The sequence below is a fragment of the Streptomyces mangrovi genome (assembly GCF_900114215.1).
GTDB lineage: Bacteria > Actinomycetota > Actinomycetes > Streptomycetales > Streptomycetaceae > Streptomyces > Streptomyces barkulensis.
The window spans coordinates 511,296-524,048 of record NZ_FOSG01000001.1 but is presented as its reverse complement, the minus strand read 5'-3'; the positions used below and the strand labels follow the sequence as shown (position 1 = coordinate 524,048).

The following is a 12,753-nucleotide window of genomic DNA, read 5'->3' as shown; positions in this document are numbered from 1 at the left end:
GCCGCTCACCGGGCACCCGCCCGGGTGGTCGTGGCGGCGGAGGCCGGGGTGTCCCGGGTGTCCTGGCCGCCCCGGGCGTCCAGGGCGATGCGCACGGCCAGGGCGTGACGGCACGGGCCACGCCCGCCCCGGTAGCGGGCCCACCAGCGGCAGGTGCAGCTCAGCCCCTCGCCTCCGGCCCGCACCCGGTGGTCGTGGTCGCCGGCGGTGACGGTGAAGGTGCCGTCCGCCTCCGCGCGCACCGCACCGGCCGCCACCAGCTCGCGGGCGGCACGCAGCCGGGGGTTGTGCCGCTCGGCCCGCCCGGCGTCGTAGGGCAGCTCGCGGTGGAAGTACGCCGCCTCGGCCGCGTCGTAGCCGATCCGCCCGGCGGTGCCCAGCACGGTCAGGGCGGCGCGCACCCGCTGCGCCGTCAGACCAGACCGCCGGGCAAGCTCCCCGACGTCCACGCGCGGCTCCCAGGCCAGCAGCACCGAGACCAGATCGGCGTCCTCGGCCGCCTCCTCACCGGACAGCGCCTCCAGCACCGCTCCCTCCCCCGAGAAACCGCGCGCGGGATCGGGGGAGAGGGTGAGCGTCAGCCGCATCCCCGGCAGCAGCAGCTCCCAGGCGGAGGCCGCCGCGCCGCTCGCGGTCGTCGCGGGCGGCCCGTACAGGCGCAGCCCGGTGGCGTGGCGCAGCACCCGCAGCAGGGCCGAGAGCCGGTCCGGGCCGGGCAGGCAGACGGCGCCGGGCACGGGCCGGGTGGTCGGCCGCAGGGAACGCCCGGCCTGCACCACCCAGAGAGCGGACCCCGAACCCGGACGGGTGCGCGGCAGGGAACGCAGGAGGCGCACCGCCTCGGCGGCGGTGACCTCCGCGCGCAGGTCGAAGGCGGAGGCGATCACCTGGGTCTCGGCGAAGCCGCGCAGCCAGCGGTCCGGCAGCGGCACCTTCTTCTCCACCACCGGCCCGTCGAAGGTGGTCACCTCCAGCTCCTCCGGACCGACCCGCAGGTGGAGGGGATCGGAGGGGCCCACCCGGACCAGCGCCTCGCGCAGCGGGTTGTTGACGTCCACATTGGTGGTGCCGTGGCCGATGTCGTCCCCGTCCAGGCCCTCGCCGAGGATGTCGAGACGGGCGTAGACGCCACAGCAGCCGGAGAACGACTCGAACCGCAGCCGGTCGCCGTTGCCCGTCACCACCGGGTCCAGGGACGCGGCCGCCAGGCGCTGGTAGTAGCGGGCCGAGGCCACGTCGGCGACGGACAGCAGAGCCGCGGCGGCGGCCTCGGGAGCGGTCACGAACCCGGAGAAGAACCGGGGATGCGCGCTCATCCCCGTCGGCGTCGCCCCGCCCGAGGTCTCCAGCCCCAGCTCGGGCCCGCCCGCGCCGCCGCGCACGGCCGAGGGCCGGAGATAGGTGTAGGTATGCACCGCTGATGCCGTGGTCGTCATGGCACACGAACGTAGAGGCGACCTCTGACAATCAGTCCGAGCGGCTGTGGAGGGCCCGGTCAGCGACCGGCGGCGTACGCGGTGAAGTCGGCCCACGCCTCCGGCGTGAACGTCAGCCGGGCTCCCCGTATGCGCTTGGAGTCGCGGACGTGGACCGTGCCGGAGGCGGTGGCGACCTCAACACACGCGGGTCCATCGTTGGTGCTGTGGCTGCTCTTGGTCCACTCCAGCTCCGAGCCGTCTCCGGCGGAGGGCTTGAGAGTCATGTCATCTCTCCCAGCACTTTCCTGATGAAGGCCAGAGACTCACGCGGTGTGAGGGCCTGGGCACGAAGCATGCCATACCTCATCTCCAGAATCCGCACCTCTTTCGGGTCGGAGATCAGGCGGCTGGTGAGCTGAACTTCGTTCTGGGCGACTGCTGTTCTGTCCTTGAAGCTCAGAACCCTCAGCGATCCGCTGAGCGCGGCATGCTCCTCGATCTCCGTGGGCATCACCTGGATCTTGACGTGCCGCAGTTCGCTCAGTTCCAGGAGATGTTCAAGCTGGCGTCGCAGGACAGCCCTGCCTCCGAGCGGGCGCCGAAGTGTGGCCTCTTCCTGAACAAAGGTCAGCAGAGGGGCAGGATGCCGCGTCAGGATCTCCTGCCTGGCCATGCGTGCGGCCACCAGTCGTTCGAGTTCCTCCTCACTGCATGAGGGGAGGCGCAGGCCGAACAGCGCTCTCGCGTACTCCTCTGTCTGGAGGAGACCGTCGATGACGGTGTTGGTGTACGACCCCACCTCCACGGCCTCGGACTCCAGCTTGGCCAGATCCCGCACCTTCTTCGGGTAGCGGGCCTCCTCCACGTCCTTCTTCATCGCGGCGAGCTTGCCGTCCGCGCCCATGACCCGGTCCGCCTTGGTCAGGAAGTCCGGGTGCGGCAGCCGCTTGGCGCGCTCTACCGCCGAGACCATGCCCAGGCTGTAGCCGATGGCGTCGCCCAGCTCCTGCTGCGTCAGGCCCGCACCTTCTCGCCACAGCTTGATCTGGCGGCATGTGGCCCGGATCGCCGGGCCGTACTCGTCCTCCCAGTCCTCCTCCCAGGAAGCGCCGTCCGCACCGTTCGTCGTGTGGTCCGTCTGGTGTCCGTGTCGCCTGCCGCCGTTGTCCGTGCTCATTCGCACCATCCCCTCCGTCACGCCCGTGTCCAACGGGCCCGCCCCCGGCCCGTCACCCCGTACAGGCCGCACAGATCCGGCCCGCGATTCCACATCGGCCGGTGTCCGGAGCACGGCCGGAACGCCGCCATCGACCACAGTAGTGACGTATCGGTCACTATGGGTCACAAGGGTTCGAAAATCGCTCGAACGAGGAATTCCGCCTCGCCCGGCCCCGGCTCGTACCCCACTCCGCCCCCACCCCGGCGGCGTCCGCCGCACCCCGCCGTACACTCTCGGAACACCGCCGCGACGGTTCGCCGGAGCGAATCGTTCCGGTGCCCGGCACCCGCGCGAAGTGCGGGGATCGCCTGACAGCCATGTCGACTTAACCGGCGATTCAGACTCGCTTGCGAGCATCGCGGAATGCAGCCCGTCGAGCCGAAGGCGTCGGCCCCGGGGCCACGCCCCGGGCCGCAGCTTCCCGACGCGCCGTTGCCTCTGGCGGCGCGGAACAATGGAGGAATGAGCCAGCCCGTCCAGCCCTCCGTCGGTTTCATCGCCGCCTCGCGCCCGCACGCCATGGTCACGCCTCCGCATGACACCGGCCTCGACTCCGACTCCGACGCCTACCGGGAGGGCGAGGGCCCCGACGGGGCGGACGAGGAGCTGCCGCAGGGACGTTTCCTCGACCGGGAGCGCAGCTGGCTCGCCTTCAACGAGCGGGTGCTGGAGCTGGCCGAGGACACCGCCACGCCGCTGCTGGAGCGGGCGAACTTCCTGGCCATCTTCGCCAGCAACCTCGACGAGTTCTTCATGGTGCGCGTCGCCGGCCTCAAGCGCCGTATCGCCACCGGGGTGGCCACCCGCTCCGCCTCCGGCCTGCAGCCGCGCGAGGTGCTGGAGCTGATCTGGAACCGCTCGCGCGAGCTCATGGCCCGGCACGCCGCCTGTTTCCAGCAGGACGTCCTGCCGGCCCTGGCCGACGAGGGCATCCACCTGGTGCGCTGGCCGGATCTCACGGAGAAGGAGCAGGCCCGCCTGTTCACCCTCTTCCGGCAGCAGATCTACCCCGTGCTGACCCCGCTGGCGGTGGACCCGGCCCACCCCTTCCCCTACATCTCCGGGCTGTCGCTGAACCTGGCCGTGGTGGTGCGCAACCCGGTCAGCGGGCACAACCACTTCGCGCGGGTGAAGGTGCCGCCGCTGCTGTCCCGCTTCCTGGAGGCATCCCCGCAGCGCTACGTGCCCATCGAGGACGTGATCGCGGCCCACCTGGAGGAGCTGTTCCCCGGGATGGAGGTCCTGGCCCACCACATGTTCCGGGTCACCCGCAACGAGGACCTGGAGGTGGAGGAGGACGACGCCGAGAACCTCCTGATGGCGCTGGAGAAGGAGCTGATGCGGCGCCGCTTCGGCCCGCCGGTGCGCCTGGAGGTCGAGGAGTCCATCGACCCGTACGTGCTGGACCTGCTGGTGCGCGAGCTGAAGGTCTCCGAGGCCGAGGTCTACCCGCTGCCCGGCCCGCTGGACCTCACCGGCCTGTTCGGAATCGCCTCGCTGGACAAGCCGGAGCTGAAGTACCGCAAGTTCATCGCCGGCACCCACCGCGACCTGGCCGAGGTCGAGTCGGCCTCCGCGCCCGACGTCTTCGGGGCGCTGCGCGAGCGCGATGTGCTGCTGCACCACCCCTACGACTCCTTCTCCACCTCCGTGCAGCGCTTCCTGGAGCAGGCCGCGGCCGACCCGGACGTGCTGGCGATCAAGCAGACGCTGTACCGCACCTCCGGCGACTCCCCGATCGTGGACGCGCTGATAGACGCGGCCGAGTCCGGCAAGCAGGTGCTGGTGCTGGTGGAGATCAAGGCCCGCTTCGACGAGCAGGCCAACATCAAGTGGGCGCGGAAGCTGGAGGAGGCCGGCTGCCACGTCGTCTACGGCCTCGTCGGCCTCAAGACGCACTGCAAGCTGTCGCTGGTGGTGCGGCAGGAGGGCGAGACGCTGCGCCGCTACAGCCACGTCGGCACCGGCAACTACCACCCCAAGACCGCCCGCCTGTACGAGGACCTGGGTCTGCTGACGGCCGACCCGCAGGTCGGCGCCGACCTGTCCGACCTGTTCAACCGGCTGTCGGGCTACTCGCGCCGCACCACCTACCGCCGGCTGCTGGTCGCGCCCAGCTCGCTGCGCGACGGACTGATCCAGCGCGTCAACCGCGAGATAGCCCACCACCGGGCCGGACGGCCGGCGTATGTGCGGATCAAGGTCAACTCGATCGTCGACGAGGCGCTCGTCGACTCCCTCTACCGCGCCTCCCGGGCCGGGGTGCCCGTCGACGTGTGGGTGCGCGGCATCTGCGCGGTACGGCCGGGGGTGGCGGGGCTGTCGGAGAACATCCGGGTGCGCAGCGTGCTGGGGCGCTTCCTGGAGCACTCCCGGGTCTTCGCCTTCGCGGGCGGGGGAGATCCGGAGGTGTGGATCGGCAGCGCCGACATGATGCACCGCAACCTCGACCGGCGGATCGAGGCGCTGGTACGGGTCACCGACCCCGGCCACCGGGCCGCCCTCGACCGGCTGCTGGAGACCGGCATGGCGGACACCACCGCCTCCTGGCACCTCGGTCCGGACGGCGAGTGGACGCGCCACGCGACCGACGCCGAGGGGCGGCCCCTGCGGAACGTCCAGGAAATGCTCATCGACGCCCGGAGGCGCCGACGTGGTCCAGCCACATGACCTGCCCCTCAACGCGGCCGACGGGGGAGGGGAGCCGTATCCGAAGACGCTTCCGGAGGTCCGCGAGGACCCCGGCGAGGCGCTCTCGGATCTGGGGGAGGCCACGGCGGGCGAGGTGCTGGCCGATTACCTCCACCGGCAGGCCACCGGTTTCCTGCGCGGTCTGCGGCTGCACGAGGAGAGCGCGGGCAGCGCCGAGTCGGCGGCCGTCGCGGCCGAGGCCGTGCGGACGATGCGCCGCTGCGCCCGCCGCGTCGGCGCGGCACTGCGGGTCTACCGGCCGCTGACCGACACCGCCCGGGCCGACCAGCTCGGCTCCGAGCTGGCCTGGCTGTCGGGCGTGCTGGGGCGGGAGCGGGCGTACGAGGTGCGGCTGGAGAGGCTGCTGGGGGCGCTGCACCGGCTGTCGTCGGCGCCGGCCGGGGCGGCGGTCGCCGACGGTTCCGCGGCCGGTTCCGCGGCCGGTTCCGCGACCACCGGCCCGCCCGCCCAGTGCGGCTCCTCCTCGTCCGGCGGCGGCCTGGGGATCGGCGCGGCCCGCGCCGGGGCTCTGCTGGAGCGGCAGCTCACCCTCGCCCGGACCCGCGCCCACTCCGCCGCCCTCCAGACGCTCGGCTCGGCCCGCTTCCACGCCGTGGCCGACGCGGTCGCCGTCCTGGCCTCCGAGGCGCCGCTGGCCGGCGAGGCCGCCGCCCGCCCCGCCGTGCACGTACTGCCGCCGCTGGCCGAGCTGGCCCACCGGCGGGCGGCGGAGGCGGTGGACGCGCTGCCGCTGACCCGGGCCCGCCAGTCGTACAACGGCGAGGCGTTCGCCCACACCCTCGTCGTGGACGGGGAGCTGGACGCGGCCTGGAACCAGGTGCGGCTGCTGGTGCGGCTGCGCCGTTACGCCCACGAGGTGCTGGGCGCCTGCGATCCCGCGCTGACCGCCGCGAGCCGGGCGCTTGACCGGCACCGGGACGCCGCCGAGGCGGCCTCGGCGGCGTCCGCCGCGGCCCGCACCCCCCGTATCGCCCCCGCCACCGCCTATGCGCTGGGGGTGCTCCACGCCGACCAGCGGCACGAGGTGGAGGCGGCGAGGTTCAGTTTCGGGCGGCTGTGGCGCCCGGCGGCTTCGGCCCAGCAGGCCCAGCAGGCCCGGCCGGCCGGGGCGGACCAGCAGGCGCCGGGTGCGGGCGCGGCCCCGGTGGTCTCCAGCACGGAACGGGGCCGCTGATGGGCGGCCCGGGCTCCGGCTCCCGTACGATCCGCGCGGCCGGCTGTGTGCTGTGGCGCCGTACGCGCTCCGGCGCGGGGGCGGGCGAGGGCGCCCGCACCGGTGCGGCGGGCATCGAGATCGCGCTCGTCCACCGCCCCAAGTGGGACGACTGGTCGCACCCGAAAGGCAAGCTCAAACCGGGCGAGGCGGCCCTGCCCGCGGCGGTGCGCGAGGTGCGCGAGGAGACCGGCATGTCCTGCACACCGGGCGCGGTGCTGCCCACCACGTACTACGAGACCGGCGGCCGGACCAAGGAGGTCCGCTACTGGGCGGCCGAGGCGACCGGCGGAGCCTTCACCCCCGGCGACGAGGTGGACCGGCTGCTGTGGCTGCCTCCGGAGGAGGCCCGGCGGCAGCTCACCCAGGAGCAGGACCGGCTGCTCGTCGACGCCCTGCTGGCCGGCCTCCACCTCGGCTGAGGCCCGGCCCGGCCTTCCCGAACGCCCTACGGAAGCCTGCCCTTGCCCGCCCCGACCTGCCCTTTCAACAGAGTTGAGTCGGCACTTGTCAATTTTCCTTCCTGGAGTTATACAAGAGTCAGAGGGCATCACAGGAAGCAGTGCCAGGGAAGGAGATGACCCGTGATGCTGATGCGTACCGACCCGTTCCGCGAGCTCGACCGCCTCACCGAGCAGCTGCTGGGCACCACGGCCCGCCCGGTCGGAATGCCGATGGACGCCTACCGCTCCGGTGACGACGTGGTGGTCCACTTCGACCTCCCCGGCGTCGACCCGGAGAGCGTCGACCTTGACGTCGAGCGCAACGTCCTGACCGTCCACGCCGAGCGCCGGTGGCTCGGACCGGAGGACGCCGAGCGGATCGCCGCCGAGCGGCCCACCGGCAAGTTCAGCCGGCAGCTGTTCCTCGGCGACACCCTCGACACCGAGCGGATCGACGCCTCGTACGACGCCGGTGTCCTGACGCTGCGCATCCCGGTGGCCGAGCAGGCCAAGCCGCGCAAGATCCAGATCAGCGGCGGCTCCGACAAGAAGCAGCTGACCGGCTGACCAGTTGGCCAACTGCCCCCCGAGGTCGCCGAGGGCCCGAGGAATCCGAGCCCCCGCGCCCTCACATCCCCTTCCTGCCGCCGCCCGGCGCCAGGGCCTCCCACCGCACGGTGACCTCGCCCTGGCGCCAGCGACGCGGCCCGTCCACGACCGGCCAGCGGGCGGCGATCTCCTCCACCGAACGCATCCAGCGCTGCCGCGCGCCCAGCGCGGCGTACGGGGAGGCCGCCGCCCAGGCCCGGTCCATGTCGAGCAGGAAGGCGTGCACCGGCTCACCGGGCACATTGCGGTGGATGAGCGCCTTGGGCAGCCGTTCGGCCAGGTCGGAGGGGGTTTCCAGAGAGCCGAGCCGGGTCGCGAACGTCACCGTGCGCGGCCCCTCCGGGCCGATCGCCACCCATACGTGCCGCCGCCCGATCTCGTCGCACGTCCCCTCCACCAGCAATCCGCCGGGTGTCAGGCGGGCGCGCAGCCGGTCCCAGACGGGGGCGACCTCCCGCTCGTCGTACTGCCGCAGCACGTTCGCGGCCCGGATCAGCACGGGCCGCCGCCCGTCCGGTAGCGGCACCTCGAAACCGCCGTGGGCGAAGACCAGCCCGGGACGCTCGTAGGGGCGGGCCGCCTCGACCCGCGCCGGGTCGATCTCGATCCCGGTGACGCTCACGGACCCGCACTGTGCCCGCAGCCGCTCCAGCAGCTCGACGGCCGTCCAGGGCGCGGCGCCGTACCCCAGGTCCACGGCGACGGGGCCGTAAGGGCCGGCGGCGCGGCGCAGCGCGGGGCCGTGGACGGCGGCGATCCAGCGGTCCATGCGCCGCAGCCGGTTCGGATTCGTCGTTCCCCGCGTGACGGCCCCCACGGGCCGCTCCGCCCCACGCCTGCCCATGCCGGCAACCCTACGGTCCGCCGCGCACCGCCCGGCGCCCGCCCTCACGCCCACCCGCCGCGCCGCACCGTCGCGTCACGGTTTGGCAAAGCGGCCGGGCGCGGGAAGGGAACGGCCCCCGCCGGTGTTGACGACCCGAGAGAGCGGACGGCCGCTCGGCGTCCCATCCCGGAGGAGGCAGCGCAGGTGAGCCCGCATCCCACCAGGCTCGGTCGGCGGCTGCACCGGTTCACGCGACGGCCCCGCCGCGTGGCCATGCTCAGCGTCCACACCTCGCCGCTGCACCAGCCCGGCACCGGCGACGCCGGCGGCATGAACGTCTACATCGTGGAGCTGGCCAGACAGCTCGCCGCCCAGGGCACCGAGGTGGAGATCTTCACCCGCGCCACCACCGCGGCCCTCCCGCCCGCCGTCGAGCTCGCCCCCGGCGTACTGGTGCGGCACGTGGACGCCGGCCCCTACGAGGGGCTCGCCAAGGAGGACCTGCCCGCCCAGCTGTGCGCCTTCACCCACGGCGTGATGCGCGCCTGGGCCCGCCACCGGCCCGGCCACTACGACCTGGTCCACTCCCACTACTGGCTCTCCGGCCACGTCGGCTGGCTCGCCGCCGAACGCTGGGGCGTCCCCCTGGTGCACGCCATGCACACCATGGCCAAGGTCAAGAACGCCGCCCTCGCCGAGGGCGACACCCCCGAGCCCGCCGCCCGCGTCATCGGCGAGACGCAGATAGTGCGGGCCGCCGACCGGCTCATCGCCAACACCGCCGAGGAGGCGGGCGAGCTGGTCCACCACTACGACGCCGACCCCGCCCGCACGGCCGTCGTCCACCCCGGCGTCAACCTCGACCGCTTCCGCCCCGCCGACGGCCGCGCCGCCGCCCGCGCCCGCCTGGGCCTGCCGAGGGACGCCTTCATACCCCTGTTCGCCGGGCGGATACAGCCGCTCAAGGCCCCCGACGTCCTGCTGCGCGCCACCCGACTGCTGCTGGACGAGGACCCCTCCCTGCGCGAACGCCTCGTCGTCCCCGTCGTCGGCGGGCCCAGCGGCAGCGGGCTGGCCAAGCCCGAGCAGCTCCAGAAGCTCGCCGCCCGACTCGGCATCACCGACGTGGTGCGCTTCCACCCGCCGGTGGGCCAGGACACCCTCGCCGACTGGTACCGCGCGGCGAGCGTGCTGGTGATGCCCTCCCACAGCGAGTCCTTCGGGCTGGTCGCCGTCGAGGCGCAGGCGTGCGGCACACCCGTCGTCGCCGCGTCCGTCGGCGGGCTGCCGGTGGCGGTGCGCGACGGGGTCAGCGGCTTCCTCGTCGACGGCCACGAGCCGGCCGGCTACGCGCGGGCGCTGCGGCGCCTGATCGACGGCCGTGAGCTGGCGGCCCGCATGGGCGAGGCCGCAGCCCGCCACGCGAGCGGCTTCGGCTGGGACACCGCCGCCGCCACCACCGCCGAGGTGTACGCCGAGGCGATGGCCGGACGCCGCCGTCACCTACGATCGGCCCATGGGTGACAAGCACGACAACAGCGGCGACAGCAGCGGCGACAGCAGCGGCGGCGACGCGACCGCGAAGGCCAGGGCCGCGATCGAGCGGACGCTGCGTGAGGCCGAGCTGAAGTGGGAGAGCCCGTCCGACGGCAACTACGTCGTCACACTGCCGGGCACCCGCAAGCTCTCCACGACCTGCTCCCTGATCGTCGGCAGGCACTCCCTGTCCGTCAACGCCTTCGTCGTCCGCCGCCCGGACGAGAACCACGCCGAGGTCCACCGCTGGCTGCTGGAGCGCAACACCCGCCTGTACGGGCTGGGTTACGCCCTCGACAGCCTCGGCGACGTCTATCTGGTGGGCAAGCTGCCGCTGCCGGCCGTCACCCCCGAGGAGGTGGACCGGCTGCTCGGCGTGGTCGTGGAGAACGCCGACGGGGCGTTCAACACCCTGCTGGGGATGGGTTTCGCCACCTCCATCCGCAAGGAGTACGCCTGGCGGACCTCCCGCGGCGAGTCCACGCGCAACCTGGAGGCGTTCGCGCACATGCTGCGCGACGAGTGAGCGGACCGGCGGGCAGCCGGACCGGCGGGAGCGTGCCGCGGAACCGGACCGCGGAACCGGAAGGCCCCGGCGCACATGTGGCGAGAGCCCATGCGCCGGGGCCTTCCTGTGTACGGCACGGACATTGCCGGTGCATGCGCGTGGGGCGGACGCTGCCAGGCATCACCACCGCGAGCCGGCCACCCACCGGTGGCCGCCCGTACACGATCCGCCGAGGAGCCCTCCCGCCATGCGCAGACCCGCCATCACCTCCCTCGCCGCGGCAGCCGTGGCAGCCGCACTCGCCACCTCCTGCTCCAGCCCCGGCGCCACCGCATCCGGCGACGGGGGAGCGAAGGAGGTCGAGGTCGCCCTGATCACCTCCACCAGCGGTCCGCTGGCCTCCTACGGCGAGCAGTACCTCCAGGGCTTCGAGGCGGGACTCGACCACGCCACCGGCGGCACGGGCAGGATCGACGGCGTCGAGATCAAGGTCAGCAGGTACGACGACGGCGGCGACCCCGCCAAGGGCGTCTCGCTGGCCAAGAAGAGCGCCGGCCGGGGCGTGCGGATCATCGCCGGCACGGCCGCCTCCGGCGTCGCCACCCAGATCGCGCCGGTCGCCGCCCAGAACAAGATCCTCTACATCTCCGGCCCCGCCGCCACCGACGCCCTCACCGGCGCCAACAAGTACACCTTCCGCTCCGGGCGCCAGACCTTCCAGGACGTGGCCACCGCCCAGCAGATCCTCATGAAGCAGGAGGACGGCGGGGACGCCGAGGGCGGCAAGGGCGGCAAGGGGAAGAAGGTCGTCGTCCTCGCCCAGGACAACGCCTTCGGCCAGGCCAACGTCGCCGCCGTCGAGAGCGTGCTCGGCACCGGCGGCACCACCGTGGACTCCGTCCTCGCCCCGCCCAGCGCCACCGACCTCACCCCGACCGCCACCAAGGTCAAGGCCGCGAAGCCCGACATGGTCTTCGTCGCCTGGGCCGGCGACACCGCCCAGTCGATGTGGACCACCCTCGATCAGCAGGGCGTACTCGACGCCGCCACCGTCGTCACCGGGCTCGACAGCCGCGCCGGCTACCCCGTCTTCGGCAAGGCCCGCGACAAGGTGACCCTCCTGGCCCACTACGTGCCGGGCGCCATCGACAACCCCGAGGCGAAGGCGGTCGAGGAGTACTTCGGGAAGAAGGGCTGGAAGACCGACCTGTTCACCCCGGACGGCTTCAACGCCGCCCAGATGGTCGCCCGGGCCGTCCGCGAGGCCGGCGCCGACGGCGACACCGACGCCATGGTCGAGGCCCTGGAGGGCCACACCTTCGCGGGCATCAAGGGCGAGAACACCGTCCGCGCGACCGACCACGCCCTCGTCCAGCCCATGTTCCAGGCGGAGTTCGACGGCGACGCACCGAAGGTGGTCCTCACCGTCGACGCGCAGGGAGTCGCCCCCACCGAGAAGAAGATCGGCTGACGGCCGTGGCACCTGTCCTCGAACTGAGCGGACTGAGCTGGTCCGTCGGTGCGGCGACCATCGTCGACGGGATCGCGATGGCGGTGGAGGAAGGCGAGTTCGTCGCCGTCATCGGCCCCAACGGCGCCGGCAAGACCTCCCTGTTCAACCTCGTCTCCGGCATCACCCGCCCCACCGCGGGCACCGTCCGCCTGGACGGCGCCGACATCACCGGGCTGCCGCCCCACCGCCGCGCCCGCCGCGGGCTGGGCCGCACCTTCCAGTCCTCCTCCGTCTTCCCGACCATGACCGTCGCCGAGCACGTCGCCCTGGCCGCCCGCGCGGCCGGCGCGAAGCGGGTCGCGGAGGACGGGGAGGGCGTGCGGGCCGTACTGGAGCGCGTACGGCTCGCCCGCCGCGCCGATGACCTCGCCGGAGGCCTGTCCCACGGCGACAAGCGCAAACTGGAGCTCGCGGTGCTGCTCGCCCCCACCCTCGCGCAGGCGGACTCCTCCCCGGGCGGGCCTCGTCTGATGCTCCTGGACGAGCCCATGGCGGGCGTCGCGGCCGAGGAGGTCGGCGAGCTGACCGACGTCATCCGCACCCTCCACCGCACCGAGGGCCGCACCGTGCTGATGGTCGAGCACCACATGGACATCCTGCTCGGCCTCGCCGACCGGGTGGCCGTGATGCACCACGGCACCCTGCTGGCCACCGGAACCCCTGACGCGGTGATGGCCGACCCGACCGTCCAGGAGGCGTACGTGGGGGAGGAACTGTGAGCACGAACCCCGAACCGAACTCCCCGCCGAGTCCCGC

Annotated in this window: 12 protein-coding genes; 8 read left to right on the top strand and 4 right to left on the bottom strand. The window is 73.2% G+C overall.

The features are described from left to right. Window positions 1–5: 5 nt before the first annotated feature. The 3 genes from BM237_RS02295 to BM237_RS02285 are packed head-to-tail and all read right to left on the bottom strand — an operon-like array spanning window position 6 to window position 2,595. Complete coding sequence (locus BM237_RS02295; protein ID WP_093847143.1) at window positions 6–1,436, bottom strand: SWIM zinc finger family protein; 1,431 nt, start codon at window positions 1,434–1,436, stop codon at window positions 6–8. A 59-nt stretch (window positions 1,437–1,495) separates the two neighbouring features. Then, complete coding sequence (locus tag BM237_RS02290) at window positions 1,496–1,702, bottom strand: DUF397 domain-containing protein (protein WP_093847141.1); 207 nt, start codon at window positions 1,700–1,702, stop codon at window positions 1,496–1,498. Next, a complete protein-coding gene (locus tag BM237_RS02285) occupies window positions 1,699–2,595 on the bottom strand; it encodes a helix-turn-helix domain-containing protein (protein ID WP_093847411.1) in 897 nt (298 codons plus the stop codon). Before BM237_RS02285 ends, BM237_RS02290 begins: the two co-directional genes overlap by 4 nt. Before the next feature lie 504 nt (window positions 2,596–3,099). Here BM237_RS02285 and BM237_RS02280 point away from each other — a divergent pair. The 4 genes from BM237_RS02280 (at window position 3,100) to BM237_RS02265 (ending at window position 7,572) form a co-directional block, all read left to right on the top strand. Continuing rightward, on the top strand, window positions 3,100–5,307 hold the full coding sequence (locus tag BM237_RS02280) for an RNA degradosome polyphosphate kinase (protein WP_093847139.1): 2,208 nt from the start codon (window positions 3,100–3,102) through the stop codon (window positions 5,305–5,307). 91 nt (window positions 5,308–5,398) lie between these two features. Next, entirely contained in the window at window positions 5,399–6,523 is a 1,125-nt protein-coding gene (locus BM237_RS02275; RefSeq protein WP_245793374.1) for a CHAD domain-containing protein, read from the top strand. Beyond that, window positions 6,523–6,984 (top strand): NUDIX hydrolase, encoded by a 462-nt coding sequence (locus BM237_RS02270; RefSeq protein WP_093847135.1) that lies wholly within the window; start codon window positions 6,523–6,525, stop codon window positions 6,982–6,984. Before BM237_RS02275 ends, BM237_RS02270 begins: the two co-directional genes overlap by 1 nt. A gap of 165 nt (window positions 6,985–7,149) precedes the next feature. Continuing rightward, on the top strand, window positions 7,150–7,572 hold the full coding sequence (locus BM237_RS02265) for an Hsp20/alpha crystallin family protein (RefSeq protein ID WP_093847134.1): 423 nt from the start codon (window positions 7,150–7,152) through the stop codon (window positions 7,570–7,572). Window positions 7,573–7,633: 61 nt separating this feature from the next. Here the strand turns inward: BM237_RS02265 and BM237_RS02260 are convergent, their stop codons facing one another. Further along, the gene (locus BM237_RS02260) at window positions 7,634–8,458 is read right to left on the bottom strand and encodes a class I SAM-dependent methyltransferase (RefSeq protein WP_093847132.1); all 825 of its coding nucleotides are present in this window, start codon (window positions 8,456–8,458) and stop codon (window positions 7,634–7,636) included. Between the two features lie 186 nt (window positions 8,459–8,644). Between BM237_RS02260 and mshA the strand changes: the two genes are divergently transcribed. The 4 genes from mshA to BM237_RS02240 all read left to right on the top strand — a co-directional run bounded on the left by mshA (window position 8,645) and on the right by BM237_RS02240 (window position 12,716). After that, complete coding sequence (mshA, locus tag BM237_RS02255; RefSeq protein ID WP_245793354.1) at window positions 8,645–9,964, top strand: D-inositol-3-phosphate glycosyltransferase; 1,320 nt, start codon at window positions 8,645–8,647, stop codon at window positions 9,962–9,964. Continuing rightward, window positions 9,957–10,502: a type III secretion system chaperone family protein gene (locus BM237_RS02250; protein ID WP_093847130.1), complete on the top strand. Its 546-nt coding sequence runs from the start codon at window positions 9,957–9,959 to the stop codon at window positions 10,500–10,502. The genes mshA and BM237_RS02250 overlap by 8 nt, the downstream gene beginning before the upstream one ends. Window positions 10,503–10,731: 229 nt before the next feature. After that, on the top strand, window positions 10,732–11,955 hold the full coding sequence (locus BM237_RS02245) for a substrate-binding domain-containing protein (protein WP_093847127.1): 1,224 nt from the start codon (window positions 10,732–10,734) through the stop codon (window positions 11,953–11,955). Window positions 11,956–11,960: 5 nt separating this feature from the next. Next, window positions 11,961–12,716: an ABC transporter ATP-binding protein gene (locus BM237_RS02240; protein ID WP_245793353.1), complete on the top strand. Its 756-nt coding sequence runs from the start codon at window positions 11,961–11,963 to the stop codon at window positions 12,714–12,716. Window positions 12,717–12,753 lie beyond the last annotated feature (37 nt).